17 protein-coding genes are annotated in these 15,197 nt (G+C 43.9%); 11 read left to right on the top strand and 6 right to left on the bottom strand.

Features of this window, described 5'->3' with window-relative positions:
* Positions 1–828 precede the first annotated feature (828 nt).
* The 3 genes from Y696_RS13315 (at position 829) to Y696_RS13305 (ending at position 3,071) form a co-directional block, all read left to right on the top strand.
* Positions 829–1,434, top strand: coding sequence for a DUF937 domain-containing protein (locus tag Y696_RS13315; RefSeq protein ID WP_006487372.1), 606 nt, complete (start codon positions 829–831; stop codon positions 1,432–1,434).
* A gap of 79 nt (positions 1,435–1,513) precedes the next feature.
* On the top strand, positions 1,514–1,918 hold the full coding sequence (locus tag Y696_RS13310; RefSeq protein WP_006487370.1) for a DUF4332 domain-containing protein: 405 nt from the start codon (positions 1,514–1,516) through the stop codon (positions 1,916–1,918).
* A gap of 169 nt (positions 1,919–2,087) precedes the next feature.
* Positions 2,088–3,071 (top strand): GNAT family N-acetyltransferase, encoded by a 984-nt coding sequence (locus tag Y696_RS13305; RefSeq protein WP_006487368.1) that lies wholly within the window; start codon positions 2,088–2,090, stop codon positions 3,069–3,071.
* A gap of 342 nt (positions 3,072–3,413) precedes the next feature.
* On the opposite strand, the gene Y696_RS13300 is transcribed toward Y696_RS13305, so the two are convergent.
* Complete coding sequence (locus tag Y696_RS13300) at positions 3,414–4,241, bottom strand: alpha/beta fold hydrolase (RefSeq protein ID WP_006487366.1); 828 nt, start codon at positions 4,239–4,241, stop codon at positions 3,414–3,416.
* Between the two features lie 68 nt (positions 4,242–4,309).
* Positions 4,310–4,933, bottom strand: a complete 624-nt coding sequence (locus Y696_RS13295; protein ID WP_006487364.1) for a non-canonical purine NTP pyrophosphatase — start codon at positions 4,931–4,933, stop codon at positions 4,310–4,312.
* A 208-nt stretch (positions 4,934–5,141) separates the two neighbouring features.
* Here Y696_RS13295 and Y696_RS13290 point away from each other — a divergent pair, with 208 nt between their 5' ends.
* Entirely contained in the window at positions 5,142–5,735 is a 594-nt protein-coding gene (locus Y696_RS13290) for a manganese efflux pump MntP family protein (RefSeq protein WP_006487363.1), read from the top strand.
* On the opposite strand, the gene Y696_RS13285 is transcribed toward Y696_RS13290, so the two are convergent.
* Genes Y696_RS13285 through Y696_RS13275 form a run of 3 tightly spaced genes read right to left on the bottom strand, consistent with a single transcriptional unit; the run spans position 5,732 to position 8,594 of the window.
* Positions 5,732–6,229, bottom strand: coding sequence for an NAD(P)H-dependent oxidoreductase (locus Y696_RS13285; RefSeq protein ID WP_006487361.1), 498 nt, complete (start codon positions 6,227–6,229; stop codon positions 5,732–5,734). The two genes, Y696_RS13290 and Y696_RS13285, sit on opposite strands and share 4 nt — an antisense overlap.
* A 16-nt stretch (positions 6,230–6,245) precedes the next feature.
* Entirely contained in the window at positions 6,246–7,364 is a 1,119-nt protein-coding gene (gene iadA, locus Y696_RS13280; RefSeq protein WP_006487359.1) for a beta-aspartyl-peptidase, read from the bottom strand.
* Positions 7,365–8,594: a S41 family peptidase gene (locus Y696_RS13275; RefSeq protein ID WP_006487357.1), complete on the bottom strand. Its 1,230-nt coding sequence runs from the start codon at positions 8,592–8,594 to the stop codon at positions 7,365–7,367. It abuts the gene before it with no gap.
* Between the two features lie 207 nt (positions 8,595–8,801).
* Between Y696_RS13275 and Y696_RS13270 the strand changes: the two genes are divergently transcribed.
* The 4 genes from Y696_RS13270 to Y696_RS13255 all read left to right on the top strand — a co-directional run bounded on the left by Y696_RS13270 (position 8,802) and on the right by Y696_RS13255 (position 12,462).
* Positions 8,802–9,389, top strand: a complete 588-nt coding sequence (locus Y696_RS13270; RefSeq protein WP_006487355.1) for a glycerol-3-phosphate acyltransferase — start codon at positions 8,802–8,804, stop codon at positions 9,387–9,389.
* Position 9,390: 1 nt separating this feature from the next.
* The gene (locus Y696_RS13265; protein ID WP_006487353.1) at positions 9,391–10,548 is read left to right on the top strand and encodes a glycosyltransferase; all 1,158 of its coding nucleotides are present in this window, start codon (positions 9,391–9,393) and stop codon (positions 10,546–10,548) included.
* Positions 10,549–10,622: 74 nt separating this feature from the next.
* Complete coding sequence (locus Y696_RS13260) at positions 10,623–11,390, top strand: metallophosphoesterase (protein WP_259459963.1); 768 nt, start codon at positions 10,623–10,625, stop codon at positions 11,388–11,390.
* 136 nt (positions 11,391–11,526) lie between these two features.
* Positions 11,527–12,462, top strand: a complete 936-nt coding sequence (locus Y696_RS13255) for an inorganic phosphate transporter (protein ID WP_006487351.1) — start codon at positions 11,527–11,529, stop codon at positions 12,460–12,462.
* Here Y696_RS13255 and Y696_RS13250 read toward each other — a convergent pair whose 3' ends face one another.
* Entirely contained in the window at positions 12,463–13,104 is a 642-nt protein-coding gene (locus Y696_RS13250; RefSeq protein WP_039882260.1) for a TIGR00153 family protein, read from the bottom strand.
* Positions 13,105–13,371: 267 nt separating this feature from the next.
* Here Y696_RS13250 and Y696_RS13245 point away from each other — a divergent pair, with 267 nt between their 5' ends.
* The 3 genes from Y696_RS13245 to Y696_RS14130 all read left to right on the top strand — a co-directional run bounded on the left by Y696_RS13245 (position 13,372) and on the right by Y696_RS14130 (position 14,941).
* Positions 13,372–14,295: a GNAT family N-acetyltransferase gene (locus Y696_RS13245; protein WP_006487349.1), complete on the top strand. Its 924-nt coding sequence runs from the start codon at positions 13,372–13,374 to the stop codon at positions 14,293–14,295.
* A gap of 266 nt (positions 14,296–14,561) precedes the next feature.
* On the top strand, positions 14,562–14,762 hold the full coding sequence (locus Y696_RS13240) for a hypothetical protein (RefSeq protein WP_147431790.1): 201 nt from the start codon (positions 14,562–14,564) through the stop codon (positions 14,760–14,762).
* 32 nt (positions 14,763–14,794) lie between these two features.
* Positions 14,795–14,941, top strand: a complete 147-nt coding sequence (locus Y696_RS14130; RefSeq protein WP_006487347.1) for a hypothetical protein — start codon at positions 14,795–14,797, stop codon at positions 14,939–14,941.
* Positions 14,942–15,197: the final 256 nt, after the last annotated feature.

Here is a 15,197-nt window from a genome sequence, read left to right as displayed (position 1 = left end):
ATGCTACAAAGATCGTCCCCACTGGCAGGATGAAGATCATTAGATTGGTGTATGAACCAATCCTCGCATGGTATTCTGCAGATGGATTCAAGAACCAGTATGGATAGAAACCGCTTAATGAATTGCGACCGACGGGCACGGCTGCGTATCCAGAAGGTTGAAGAAGTTGCAACAGGGGGTAGAAAAACTTATTGGAGCATCTCTCCTAAATTAGCACCCAGTTTATGATTCTACCGAGTGGAGTAACGCAGCGAACGAGAGTGTTTGCATTTAGAGCCACTCCCTTCGGGTGATGTAACCGGATAGGAGGAGGTAAATACACATGTAACGGTTACCCAGAGAACGGAACCACCGTTTAGGATTCGCAATACTTCGCCGACTTTGTGTGATTTCCAGCCTTTCCAGTCAGATACAATATTCAGAAACGCAACTATCGAAACGATCAGGCCAGTCTGCAATGTGTGATAAGTGAACAAGCTAAAATCACCAAAAGACTTTCTGGAACGTAATAGCTCCAGAACGACCTGCAAAAAGGAATCGAATAATAAGGCACACCTGAAATTTGCTTTTTACACTCTTCTTCAATACAGGCCCACTATGTTCGGAGTGCGATTTTCTTCTACGGTTTTTCCTGATTTACATTATTCGAAGCCAGGTGGGCGTTCAGAATACGATCTCTTTCTTCCTGAACCACCGCTTCACAAATGATTGCAACTTTCGGATCGAAAAGATTTAAACGAAACAGCAAATGAAGATAGATATTTCGCTCATTAGATTGAGTCTCGCTTATGATCTTACTTTTTGAGATTAAGAAGTATAATGAAGTAGATGTTACAGAATGTTCAAAGGAGGAGACCAATAAATTTATTCGATCTGATCTCACAAAAACTCAATGATGAAGATACATCTTCAGAACTCGCGAAATCTGTTGGAACTACTCCAGATAAGGTACAGAAGGTAACTCAACTCGGACTGCCGACGCTTCTGCAAGGGCTAACGCGAAACGCCTCTACCCAAGAGGGAGCCGAATCGCTTAACAGAGCGCTTGATCAACATAAGGATGAGAATGTCGATGACGTAAAGTCATACCTTTCAAATGCTGATCGAAGCGGAGGTCAGAAGATTCTTAGCCACATTTTTCCAGAAAACGAAGAGAGAGTTGAGAAGAACCTTGCAACTCAAACCGGATTAAAGAAGAACCAGGTTTCAGGAATTCTTTCACAGATTGCACCTTTGCTATTGGCCGCACTTGGAAATGAGAAGACGAAAAGTAATGTTGATTCATCGGGAATTGCCGGGTTTCTCAGCAATATTGCATCCAGTAGCAGTAACAGCGGCATGATGGGAAAAGCGGCTGATTTGCTGGACAAGGATAGGGACGGCAGTTTTCTCGATGACGCCGGTAGTTTCTTTGGAAAGTTCTTTAAGAAATAGTTAGACTGTTACTTTTGGCTATCCCACAATTTGCAACAAGGAATTCAGAAAACACCACTAATAGAAGGGAGGAATTTGAATGGCAAAACTTACTATCGTTGAAGGAATCGGACCGGTCTACGAGAAAAAACTGAAGGAAGCTGGAATTACTTCAATCGAATCTTTGCTAAAGACCTGTGAGACAAAGAAAGCAAGGACCGAACTGGCGAAGAAGGCGGACATTAGTGAGGACAATATCCTTACCTGGGTAAACCACGCTGATCTTATGAGAATCAAAGGAATCGGGGGGGAATACTCCGAGCTTCTTGAGGCTGCAGGAGTTGATACAGTTCCCGAGCTTTCAAAGAGAAACGGTGACAACCTTTTCCAAAAGATCGTTGAAGTTAATGGTGAAAAGAAGCTTGTTCGAAAGCTTCCAACGAAAAAGCAGATACTCAATTGGATAGAACAGGCAAAGAAACTTCCAAGAGCAATTCAATATTGAGTCTTACTGAAAGCACATACTTGTGTTTTTCTTAAGAGGAGTGGCCGGGGATGAAGCCCGGTCACTTTCGTGTGGGCACATTATGAAAAGAAGACCAAGTGTGTCTAAACTCCTGATGATATAATTCCGTCATTATGTCTACTCTTTCTTAATTTAAGGAGGGATCACGTTGAGCAAGATTGTGACTCTCAGAAGGTACGTGCCGGAGAGAGACTATATGCAAATTAGAGAGTTGATCATCGAAACATTTCCTCTTCATGGGGGTCCGTTCAACTGGCTGATTGAGAGATGGAATTTTTGCAGATTTCATGTCCTACCTCTTCACAGATATTATTCTACGAGCTATTTCAGTGTCCCTACAAGACCTCACATAGATCATAGAGACGATCTTCCTCTTTGGCAGGATTCAATCGGAATATGGGAAAACGAAGAAGGCAGAATTGTTGCTGTTGCTCATTCAGAAAACGAGGAGCCCGGTGAAGCATGGATTCAGATACACCCCGCTTACAAATATCTTTATCCTGAAATCGTCGATTACATCGAAGAGAATCTTGCAGACAGAGCAAATGGAATTGGTTTTGTAAAGCTTTATGTAAATGACGGCGACGAGCTTGAAAAGATTGCGAAGAGCAGAGGATATGTAAGGCAGGAAAGATGTATTCCCCACTTGGTTTATGAGATCGGCGAGTCAATGGCAACCCCTTCCTTTCCCGAAGGGTTCAGAGTTCTCAGTGTCGCCGAGGAAGACGATCCAGTCAAGAGATCAAGAGCAAAGGCTATGGCCTTCTCGGGTTACTGCCCACCCTCGAGCTGGCCACCGGTCGATGCATTCAGAGAAATGCAGATGGCACCTGATTACAGAAAAGAACTCGACCTTTTCGTAGTTGCTCCGGACGGTGAATACGCATCATTCTGCACTATCTGGCTTGACTTGAAAAACGGCTACGGAAACTTCGAACCCGTAGGGACTCACATTTCATATAGAAAGCTTGGGTTGGCAACAGAGTTGCTTAAGGAGGGCTTCCGAAGAATGAAATCATTTGGAATAGATCGCTCCTTCATGAACTCCACCGTTGGTTTTTACAGGAGATTTGGGTTCAAAGAGACTTCTAGATATTGCAGACCTTGGATCAAGTATTTCAAAATCCAATAGGGCAATATGAACTAATTCTCGGCTTTTCGGAAGACCATATTGGACTTGTTCACAAAAAAAGGTAGCGACAAAAAATACTTGTAGTATCTTTGTCGCTATCCTTTTGATTCTACTGTAGTTTCAGAAGATGATCCTTGCTTCGAGATCCATGAAGAAGAGACGCATCCCAGAAACGGCTTTCAGCAACTCTGAAGCTGCCCGTATAAGCGAAAGATGCATTGCCGACAACTGGTGTGAAAGTAGTACCTGTTAATCTATATTGGCAACGAACAACAACAAACTCATTTCGTGACACTAATGATGTCAGGTCTAATGTAAGATCTACGAGCAAAATCCCGTGGCCTATTGTGCATATAGATCGGAACTCTTCATGACAAATCCGAGGAGCAGGCTGTTAAGCACATCAGGCTTTTCGAATATTGTCACATGACCACTATCAGGAATTATTGCAAACTCTGACTTCTGGATTCGATCTGCTATGATCTTTGAGAACTTTCTGGGCTTAAGTATATCCTCTTCCCCGCATACTACGAGTGTCCGACAGCTAATTCTTTCAAGAAGGTCGGTCATGTAAACGTCCCCTAAGAAAGTCTCGTATAGGGCAATCTGCCCTTCAAAGTAATCGGAACTGACTTTTTCAAGGGCCATAGCTCTCTCTTCAAGCATTTTAAGGTTCTTTCTAATGAAAGCATCACCATAGATAGTCGGTACCATGTCCCAGAAGAACTTCCTTGGATCTCCAGCTCTGGCTGCATCCTTCCAGCCTTGAATAAAAAGCTTGAGAACTTCGTCGAGCTCGCTTACCGAATCGATTATTGAAATCGATTTGACTGTGTCCGGAAAATCTATAGCAAATCTTAAGGCCACTTCTCCACCGTATGAAGTGCCTATCAAATGCACCTTTTCGATTCCCAGTTCCTTCATGAGAAGTCTTGCCTCTTCCGCATGTTCTTTGAATGTGTAGGGACCTTCCGGTTTCTCTGAAAGAAGCTGCCCCTTGAAATCGTGGAGAAGAACCTTGTAGCCAAATCTCTCAAACACACGTGCCTGAAGCGACCAGCTGTTTACTGAAGCCATGACTCCATTGAAAAAGGCGACGGCTTCTTCCCCTTCTTCATTGCCTCTGATCTCATAATAAAGCTTAACTCCGTTGATTGTTCTATAAGCCATTTTATCCTCCCCTAAATATTTCGTCGCCTAATGACATGCCATGAACTATGGGATTACGATATTTCCGATCAGAAATGCCGATCACTAAATGAACTGATTGCTTCACTAAAGAAATTCCTGAAGCCATCACGACAGTGATAAGCACTGGACCTTTCTTCGTCGGTAAGATCAACAAAGTACTTACCCGACCTAATATCTATAGAGAGTGAATCCAGAGGAAAACCTTCTACTCTTGACGGGTGAGGTCTACTTACAAGGTAAAACGTCTCTTCTATTCTGTCGTCCATCAGCCAGCATTTCTGATCATCGTCAAAGATAAGAAAGATTGCGTTTCTATAACGTGCCACTGCTTGCCCTCCAAGTCCTTCCAAAAGCTTTTTGTAGTAGTCGATCATTTCATCATCATTTAGAACCTTAGAACCTTTTCTCCTTACTTTTGCTCCAGGCTGAAGACCAGAATCTAGGCCTTCGATGTACAGACCAGAATCACATGCAAATACAGGGCTTGCGAAAAAACGATAGTAAGTTTCCGCCTTTGCTCGTGCATTGTCGAGCGGACTTGATCCGATCTCTTCGACAACCGGAAGATGCTCAAAAAAAGATAAATCCTTTAATTGCAGATCCAATCCGCAAAGCATCTTCTTCATGCTCATCACTTTGGCCAGATTTCGTGTGCCGTAGATTATCTCCAAAGATGCACCACCTTGATAGCCTCGCATTACTTCTTATGATAACACCCTCTCCCCCTCCCAGTTCCAACCTCCAGATTAGGCGTCGTCAAATCGCTCTCCACATCTTGAAAGTCTTTGGATGGGATTTTCTGTTTAAGAGATTACTGGAGCCCTCAAAAGATACGATCAGAGTCGACAAGTCACCTAATCCGCTTCACAGATTTTTCTGGTGACTATATGCTACTATCTAGTTAATCTTACTACAGGAGCTTTGGATGGAGAATCTGTTAGTTGCTACGGTCTTGCATTAGATGCATTCGCCGTTTCGATTTGTACAGGAATCTCTCTTCCTAACGTGACAGGAAGGCATGTTTTCAGGGTATCTTTCCATTTCGGGTTCTTCCAGTTTGGTATGCCGCTCATTGGAGTCTTCCTGGCAGCAGGCTTCAGAGACTTCATTGTGGATTTTGATCACTGGATAGCATTCATTCTGCTAGCAGCAATTGGAGGGGAAATGCTCTACGAGTCTTTTGAAAACCAGGGAGAGGAAACTTGCAAGGATCGAACCAAAGGGCTGACTCTGATTCTTCTCTCAGTCGCCACATCGATAGATGCATTAGCCGTAGGTAGTGCCTATGCATTCTTAGAAAAGCCAGTTATAGAGACTGCTATAATGACTGGAGTGATCACCGCTTCGCTTTCGGCAATCGGAGTAACAGGAGGTCAAAGGATCGGCCAGAAACTCGGTAGAGCTATGGAGGCAGCCGGGGGAACAGTGCTGATAGCGATCGGCGCCAAGATACTTCTGGAGCATCTGTTCTAGGTCTCTTTGAAAGCCTTCTCAATGGCGCCAACCAGCTGATTGCCACTCTCCAAAAGTTGCGGCTCTACCTCTTTTATATTCTGCTTAATTTGAAGTCCTTTTAGGTTCTTTGAACCCAAAACTTTAGCTCCGGCCCTTTCAACTTCTTTCTTGAACCTCTCTAGAGCTTTAACATTGCTCTCACCGGCTCCAACTCCGACAAGATAGACATGCTTACCTTTCAAATCTCCATTCCTTACGAATGTATTCATCTGAGGTGAAGGATGCCACGCAAAAATCGGAGTGAAAAGAACAACCAAGTCGAAACTTCTTACATCCGGAAGTGGCTCTTTCAAAGCGCTTCCTAAACCCAGAAGAGCGGAGAACCCCGAAACAGATTTCCTGGGTTTCAGATCCTCTAGTTTAAAGAGCTTTGCACCACAAGAACTTGCAAAGCTTTCTGCGATAGCTCTGGTGGAACCCGATCTACTGTAATACACTGCGGCAAATTCCATTCTGATGAGCCTCCTTCTACACTAACAACCGGCCGTTAGAAAGAACATGGTCGATGCTAAGATCTCTGTGAAGAAAAACAATACTGGCGATGCCGCCCTTCTTCAGTGTTCCTATCCCGTTTTCTTCAAGATGGAAGAACCTGGAAGGATTAATCGTGAAGGGTCTGAGAGCCTCATCAATTGGAAGTCCTTCTTCACTTATAAGCTTTATGAAGCTTTTCATAAGAGTGTCGACTGGTGCTGGTTTTATTCCCACGAGGTTCTTCTCGCTGTCGAACTTTGGAAGTGAACCAAGTCCGTCAGATGATACGCAAATTCTGTCGAATCTTATCTTTCTTCTGTAAATATCGCTTAGAACCAGGTGTGTGTTATCCTCATTTGCAGTTATGTCTATATAGCCACCCTTGTTGCTCACCCAGTCAATGCCCTGAGAAAGGAGCTCTTCAGTACGACAGATATGAGTTGGAATCAACTGAGTTGGACTGAGGGTACCATCTGAAGTAGCTTCATAAAGAGGCTTCAACTTCTCCTGACCGTCTCCAAGATGTAGAACAACAACTCCTGCCTTGCCTGAGAGCATGCCGGCAACTCGAGCATCCATTGCAAATCTCTGTAATTCTTTGGCGCTCAGATTACTGCTTCTGTGATCGGAGATCGCGACTTCGCCAACGCCAATGATTTCCGGTATCAGGACTATGTCCCTCATAATGTCTCCGGTAATCGTCTTTAACGGATACCTGTATGAACCGGTAAGCATGAACGCGTTCAGTCCATCGTTTTGAACGTCTCTGGCCTTTGCAAGGAGAGAAATGTGGTCTCTCGTAATACCGTCTGTACCTAATAGGCCGACTATGGTAGTAGTGCCGACTTCGAGAAACTGCTTCGAGCTACCTTCTGGAGTTCTGGTAGAAAAGCCTCCTTCTCCTCCTCCACCGATGAGATGGACGTGGCCATCAACAAATCCGGGAACTGCGTATCTATCGGAAAGATCGAGAACTCTTCCATTTAAGGAGACTACTGCAGATTCATCAATTCGCTCATCTATCTCTATGATCCTTTCACCCGAAACAAGAATATCCTTCTTTCCAAGAGGCTTCGGTGTGAATACTTCAACGTTCTTGAACAGCGTGATCATTTATTCCTCCTTTTCGGTTCTATAGGATTCAACTGCCTCCATTGCCAGATCTCGCATATAGTAGTAGTCCTCAAAAGATCTAATAGCAATGACATCTGGCATGAAAGCCGGTGATGTATCGGAAGTTGTTCTCCAGTAAGTGCTTGAACAACTTACAGATATTCCGGAGTTGGGTAAGACGAATCTCTTCACTTCACCATAATGCCTCGGACTGCCTCCCGTTGGTTCTCCCACAAAGATCGCATTTGTGCGCTTTTTCAGAGAAATGGCATTGAGAACTGCCGAAGAGAAGGTTCCACGATCGATTAGAACAAAAAACTTTCCCGTTCTGTTCAGCCTCCAATCTATCATCATTCTTAGAATGAAAGGTTCCAGAATGACTGAGCTACCTCCTCCGTTTCCTCTAAGATCAAGAACGAACTTGTCGACTGGGTTCGTCCAGGTAAATAGAAACATTCTGCAGTTGAATAGAATGAACGGGTTCCTTTCTTCCGAGCCACATGACGCGTAATGAAAGTGCAGTATTCTTGAATCAGGGTAGTACTGATACCAGTACTTTCTTCCAATATAAGTTCTGTCGATTTCTTCGATTCTCTTCTGAACCCATTGGAACCCGGCATTCTGAGGTTTAACGAGCACTTCACTGACAGCTCCGTTGTTTTCGATCTTAAGAACCAGATTCCCTTCTTTGTCGGCAAGTCCAAGACCCATCATGATCTCGGGTTTGTTCAAATAGTCAGAAAGAGAATTCATGAAACCCCATTCGTTGTCGTGAGACACAACTCTTCTAAGGGCTTTCAAAGCATCATCAACTTTCGTGCCGGATATTTCGAGGACTTTCGAATTAAGAAGTCTCTGTTCACTCTCCGATGTAGCAATTACGTAGAGACCGTCACTGAACCAGTAAGTATATATCGGATAGAGCGTGGAACTGCCTTGAGGATAGACAACCGTATGTCCATCTCCAATCGACGCAACGATTTCCGTCAGTCTTGTGTAAATTTCATACCATGACAACTCATCAAGACCTTGCTCAAGGGCTTTAATCGAAGCTTGAAAGACCTCCCGATCTATCCTGAAGAAGGGATTGGGATGAATGCTTATCAGCCTTTCTTCAAGGTACTCGATATCCTCTCTCCAGTCTTCGGAAGAGAGATCAGCGAGATTCTGTACTGAAAATGCGGTCGTCCACATGATCAAAATGATACCTATAAACTGGATTCGCTTCATCTTCACCATCCTTTCAAGTTTCGATGAGATTGTACCATCGACTGAAGTTCTGTCGGTACCACCAAAGATGAATTTTACTGTCGAATTATGGAGTGGAGATTCTGTATAATCCTAATATGAAGCTTCGGTACCGGTCAGCTTTGCATAATATCCAGTGAGGGCGAACGGAAAGGGGAGTCTTGCGTTTTTACATAGGAGGATTGGATCATGTTTCTTTTGTGGGCAGCTTTGGGCTTTCTTTCCGGATCGGTAATGTACTCAAAAATCCTCTATGAGAAAACTACCGGTAAGAGAATATCGGAAATCGCCGACGGCAATCCCGGTTCATCAAATGTAATTAGAGGCGCAGGCATTATTCTGGGGTTGATTGCGATGGCACTTGACTATTCTAAAGGGTATCTTCCTGTATTGCTAGCGCGTACTGTTGGGGATATTTCAGGCCTAGGACTTGTCCCTGTTGCGATTTCGCCCGTCTTGGGACACGCCTTTTCCCCTTTCCTGGGAATGAAAGGAGGAAAGGCAGTCGCAGTTTCTTTTGGTATTTGGTCAGGATTGACCTTGTGGGTCGGGCCGACGATAATCGGTGTGTTAATGTTGTTTTTTACGTTTATTCTGGTACCCAGTACAGATGGTTGGAAGGTCATTCTAAGCATGTTTGGCCTTCTTGCACTTCTACTTGTTCAAAGAGATTTGGTTCTTACCCTGACATGGATACTCAATACTTCTCTACTTGCCTTCAAGCACAGAGATCAGTTGGTCTTTCCAATAAAGCTGAAGTTTTTTGGAGGTAAGTGAGGTGGGCTTTCTTCAATCTCAGTCTATCTCGATTTCTGTCTTTCTCGGAATCATGCTAGTTATTACTCTTTCAAATCTTTTCGTGATTAAGAGAATGAGTCGCTTAAAGAAAGCTATTCCTGGACCAATGGTTTCCATATTGATCCCCGCCAGAAATGAGGAGAAGAATATCTTTGCATGTGTTACGTCTCTCCTTAACCAGGACTACAGCAATATCGAGGTAATAGTGCTTGAAGACTGCTCTTCCGACAGGACGATGGAAATCCTGCAATCACTGGCAAAGAATTCCGACAATTTAAGAATAATCAAAGGGAAGGCGTTGCCCAAGGGTTGGCTTGGTAAACACTGGGCATGCAATCAACTTTCAATGGAAGCAAAGGGGGAGATCTTATTTTTTACAGATGCGGATACTGTGCACTCGCCGTCGACTGTCTCCTTTGCAGTCAAAGCAATGCAGATAGAAGATCTAGATTTGCTTTCGGCGGTAGTCAAAGAAAGAACCGATACCTTGGGAGAATTGTTGACGGTGCCCTTCATGGTGCACAGCATATTGTCGATTTTCCCCTTGGCTTTAGCCTACAGAACCAAGTTTCGAGCACTTTCTGTCACCTGTGGGCAGTTCATGATGTTCAAGAAGGAGTCATATTGTTCTATTGGTGGACATGAGTCCGTTAGAGACCATGGAGTAGATGACCTTTCTCTTGGAAAGCTGATTAAGAAGGCAGGAATGAGATGGAGGCTTTACAATGCCTCAGACCTTGTTGAGTGCAAAATGTATGAGAGTTTCAAAGATGCCTGCGCGGGTTTTCTCAAAAACTACTTTGCCCTATTCGAATATCGCTTGATTCCGGCGATTTTTGTGTGGACATGGATACTTACGATAAACCTTTTCCCTTTGGTAATGTTAATTCTGTCCATTTCCGGTACGGTTACTTCACCTACAATTGCTATTTCCTCAACTGTTAGCGTGTTGTTTTCAATAATCTTCTGGTTTCTCGCAAGTGAGAAGTTCGGTCTTTCGCCTTTAGTTGTCGTTTTGTATCCGCTTATCGCAACGATCTCATCCATCATTGGCTATATGTCGATTATCTTTCACTTCTTTGGATGCACGAAATGGAAAGGTAGGGCACTTGTAAAGAAGAAATCACGATTTATTTAGTGAAACAGATCGGTACGGCCCAACAATAATGTAAAATGTTAACGCACGACAAAACTCTTTGGGGAAGGTTTCTCTTGAAGCATTGGAAATTCTGGTTGATTTTTGCTTGCGTTGTTGCCTATGTGTTTCTTATCGAGCCTAACATTTTGACGGTTGAGAGGCTTACTTTTTCCGATGAACCCTCGGCGAAAATAGTTTTTTTCGCCGATATTCATATATGGACGAAGAAGCCGCTGCATAATCGCCTTCTAGAGAAATTCACAGATGAAGGGGTCGATTTGATTCTTTTTGGCGGAGATGTTCTGGCTCCTTACACGGATATGGAATACATGGAGAGCTTTCTATCCAAACTGACTGCGATTGCGCCCGTATATGCAGTTTACGGCAACTGGGAAGAGTCGGAAACGACTACGATGCAGAAAATCTATGAGGAAGCAGGAATAAATGTTGTCCATGCAAACTCAACTGAAATTCAGATCTCAGATAAGAAACTGGGACTTACTGGAACTCCTTCACATCACTACTTCTCATGGACAAAGTTTCTTCCGGAAGATGACTACGATCTCAAGATACTGATGGTTCACGCTCCAAATCTTCTTGAAGAACACGAAAACGTATTGAAGGATTTTGACCTCGTTCTTGCAGGGCATACTCACGGCGGTCAGTTCTACATCCCCTGGTTAACTGAAGCCATTCTTAGGAGTACAAGGGGCTTCAGCGGAGATTTCTTCAGGGGTCTTTATCAGATCAATGGGACAAAGGTCTTCGTAACTAGGGGAGTCGGAGGCTGGTTTCCCGGCAGACTCGCAAGTCTACCGGAGATTGTCTTCATTGAGTTTTAGTGTTGCCAGCTCCAAAAAACTTCCATATCCGTATTTCTGCCGACTTTGATCTTTAATCAAGCCCCAAAAGTGGCTTCGAATCTAATAACGGCAGTGATATAATCAATCAAATTTCCATTCTCCAGTGGAGGCTATTATGCTTTTTGCGATAATACCTGCTGTTGTTTTCGGCTGGGCTTTGGGTGCGAATGACGCTGCAAATGTATATGGAACTGCGGTTACTTCAGGTCTCGTAAAATACCGCGTCGCGGTGGTGCTCTCTGCTGTCTTCATAGTTATTGGTGCGCTCCTGGAGGGTTCCAGGGGACTGGAAACAATCTCCAGTGTTAGCAGTCAGACACTTCTTACTGCTTCTGTAAGCACAATTGGAGCGGCTATTTCAATGACAATAATGACATATCTGGGAATCCCTTCCTCTTCCTCCCAAGCAATGATGGGAGCAATTCTGGGGATAGGGATCCTAAACTCGACAGTTGACTGGTCGGTTCTAATTAAAGTAGTAATCTGCTGGATAGCCACCCCTATAGGGGCAGCCATTGGTTCATTCTTTCTCTACAAGCTATCTGCGATTCTATTCAGAAGAATAAAGACAATACAAGCTCAAGATCTTTCACTTAAGATTGGAGCACTGATTATAGGTGCGTATGGCTCATATGCTCTTGGTGCAAACAACGTTGCTAACGTCACCGGCCCGCTTGCAGGCATAATTTCATACGATATCGCCGCGCTGGTCGGTGGACTAAGTATTGCCCTTGGCGTCCTGACATTCAGCAAGAGAGTAATGCTCACTGTCGGAAAGCAGATTACGCTGCTCGATCATTTCTCCGCTGTGATAGCCGTGCTTTCCCAGGCGATAACTGTGTGGGTTTTTGCAGTAATAGGAGTTCCAGTTTCAACTTCTCAGGCAATAGTTGGTGCAGTAATTGGTGCAGGCCTTGCAAGAGGTTCCAGCGACATCAACTTTAAGGTCCTACGGAATATAGCTCTAGGATGGTTACAAACTCCGTTGATCGCCGGATTCGTATCCCTTGGGCTTTATTTGGTTGTCAATGCCGTTAAGGGACTTTTCTGACTAAACTCTTCTTTTTAGGACGATGATTTCCATACGGTCGGAGCAATCCTCCGAATAATTAGCAATATCACCAATCGAAAGAACCAGTTCCCGCAGCTGTCTCTTCTCGGCAAGTGTGAGATCCATTTCAAAAATCCTTTTTATAAGTGCCCGCTCGTGGCTGTCCTCAATGTTCTCGAGACGTTCCGTTTCCTTTATCATCTCCTCGGCTACACTGAGCTCCTGAAAGAGGTTTAGAGCTGCCTCCTTCGATACTTCATAAGTTTTAATTGCCAGCTGAGCCTGTTTTAGCAGATCATTCCTGAGCTCTTGAGGTACCGAGAGATGTTGCAGTATTATCTGGTCAACAACATTTTCCGCTTCATTAGCTACCTTATCAAACGTTTCTGCAAGGCCGAGAAAATCTCCGCGAAAATTGGGAAGGAAGGCCCCTTGATACATGGCATTTTCCATCTCGCGCCTCTTTGCATCTGCAGCCGATTCCATTTTTCCTACCTCTTCCGCGTAAATCTCTATCGACATAGAATTCTCACTCTCAATGGCAAGAAAGACCTTTTCAAGGTTCTCCAGAGTCTTTGAGATGAAATCCAGGTGCTCGTGGAAAAGCTGAATAATCGCCACTTCTTTCTTACCAAAAAACATTAGTGGTCCACCTCCGAACTTCAAGATACTTGCAAATCCACTAGAGTCTCTGTTTTCCATAACTTCATCACGCCCTAAGAACTTGATTTTCCGTGCAACGCTTGACAAACTCTAGTAGATTCTATTATTTATATATTATGCCACTTTTATCTCAGAGTTATCCGGGGTAACTTGATAAGATGATGATATTTGATTAGTGATGATTGTTAATAAGTATGAAAGCTGGCACTTTATCCATTTTGAGATCATTCAAGCGGAGGTTCATAAGTGATAATTCAGGGCTATTCAAAGGATTTTAAGCAAAGAATTTTAGACATTCAGTTAGATTATGAAAGAGACCATCCGGACGCCGAGAAATTCACGGCTGACGATTTCAGAAATCCTTTGCTGAACGGAAGAAAGAATATTCTTCTGGCAGTCGATAATGGAAGGGTTCTGGGATTTTCAAGATTCTTCTCCCGGCAGAATTTCTCAAGAGAGTTCTTTCATCACATTTGGCTCGAAATAATACTTGAGCACTTCGCAGATCCGGATCTAATGTCTGCCCTTTACAAAGCTTCGATTCCTTTGATTATCGAATCCACGAGGGGCTTCTTTCCGTCCGCCGGGAGGCGAATATGTGTGAAAGTCGCCGACACCGAGAAGACTAAGAGTGATTTCTTTTCCTCAGCAGGATTCACTCACTGGATCGACTTTATTTACATGGAGAAGGATCTCAGTGAAGAGATCTCTTCTTATAGCCTTCCTGAGGGTTTAAATATCGCAGAGCTGAAACCCAGAAGAGAGCCGGAGATTTTGCAATATCTCAGGGTTGAGCAGATATGCTTTCCCGATTCCCCACTAGAATACAAGTATCTCAATTACTTCTTCAGTAGAGACGAATGGAGACGAGAAGGCGTAATAATTGCCGCCATCGATGCCGGAGGAAACATTGCAGGAAGTGTAATGGTTTATCCCGATGCTCAGAACAGCGCTAAGTGCTACACTGAGGAAATCTTTGTGGTACAGGAGTGGAGAGGAAAGGGCGTGGCAAGAGCCCTCTTGGCGACTTCTCTTACATACCTTAAGAAACTGGGCAAGACACGGGCAATTCTATCGGTGACGTCTGACAGAACCTCGGCAAAGAAGATCTATGAAAAAGCCGGATTCAAAGTTCGGCTGAAAAGAAGAGTTCTCGCACTGGAAATATGAACAACAGTTTTCAACTCCTGTTCACCTACCATTGTCTGAAGGCTTAAAGGCGTCGAGGTATTGTGATAAACGAGTGAACTGCATAGTTACTTATGATCAAACACATACCTCTCTTGTTTGCACTCTTCATCATTATCTATCATACATACTCTCAAGCGAGAGGTTAGTTCATTGAATCTTCCGAACTTTTCTTGGAAAGCAGCATTGAGGAATTGAAGGCCGCTTATAGAGTTCTAAACACAGACTATGTCTGTTTGACATGTGAAATGTCTTTTAAGAAGGGAGAGGTCTTTGGAAATCCCGATGAAGTTCTTATAGACGCCGAAATGGCAGCGAAAGAACACAGATCTAGAAACCGTGTTTCGCCCTTTCACTCTATTCTCATGCATGAAAGGAACTACACCGGACTCTCAGAACACCAGCAGACAATGATAGCGTATTCTTGCACATCACTGGGCAACAAATAAACTCAAAAAAACTGAACTTGAGTCAACGACACGTGAGAAATCATAGATCAGGACTGAGAGAGAAGGCTAGACAGGCAAAGACCTTTCTTCTTTTTCACGAGATGATGGAACCCAGCGTAATTAAGGAAGACAGAATAGTAGATGTACGTGGAAACGCAGCTACGGTAGATGAGCAGTAAGCTGTTACTGAGCGCGAACGAGCGTAGCGGCTCGCGAAAACTTCAGTGAGTCCGGTGAGTTGATCAGACTTAGGAATAGGCAGAAGGACAGGAATAGTGCCATGGGAGATCGCAGGTGTTTGTGAGCCAGTGCTGAGAAACAACAATGAAGAGGTAAACGAGAAGTTGAAGAGATTCTGCGATGATTAGTTCTTTTGGGAAGATATCTCATTGAATAGAGCTTGAGAGTGGGGAAGTCCGACGGTAGTTTGTACTG

This window comes from Mesotoga sp. H07pep.5.4 (genome assembly GCF_003664935.1).
Lineage (GTDB): Bacteria > Thermotogota > Thermotogae > Petrotogales > Kosmotogaceae > Mesotoga > Mesotoga prima.
This window is presented reverse-complemented; position numbering and strand designations above follow the sequence as displayed.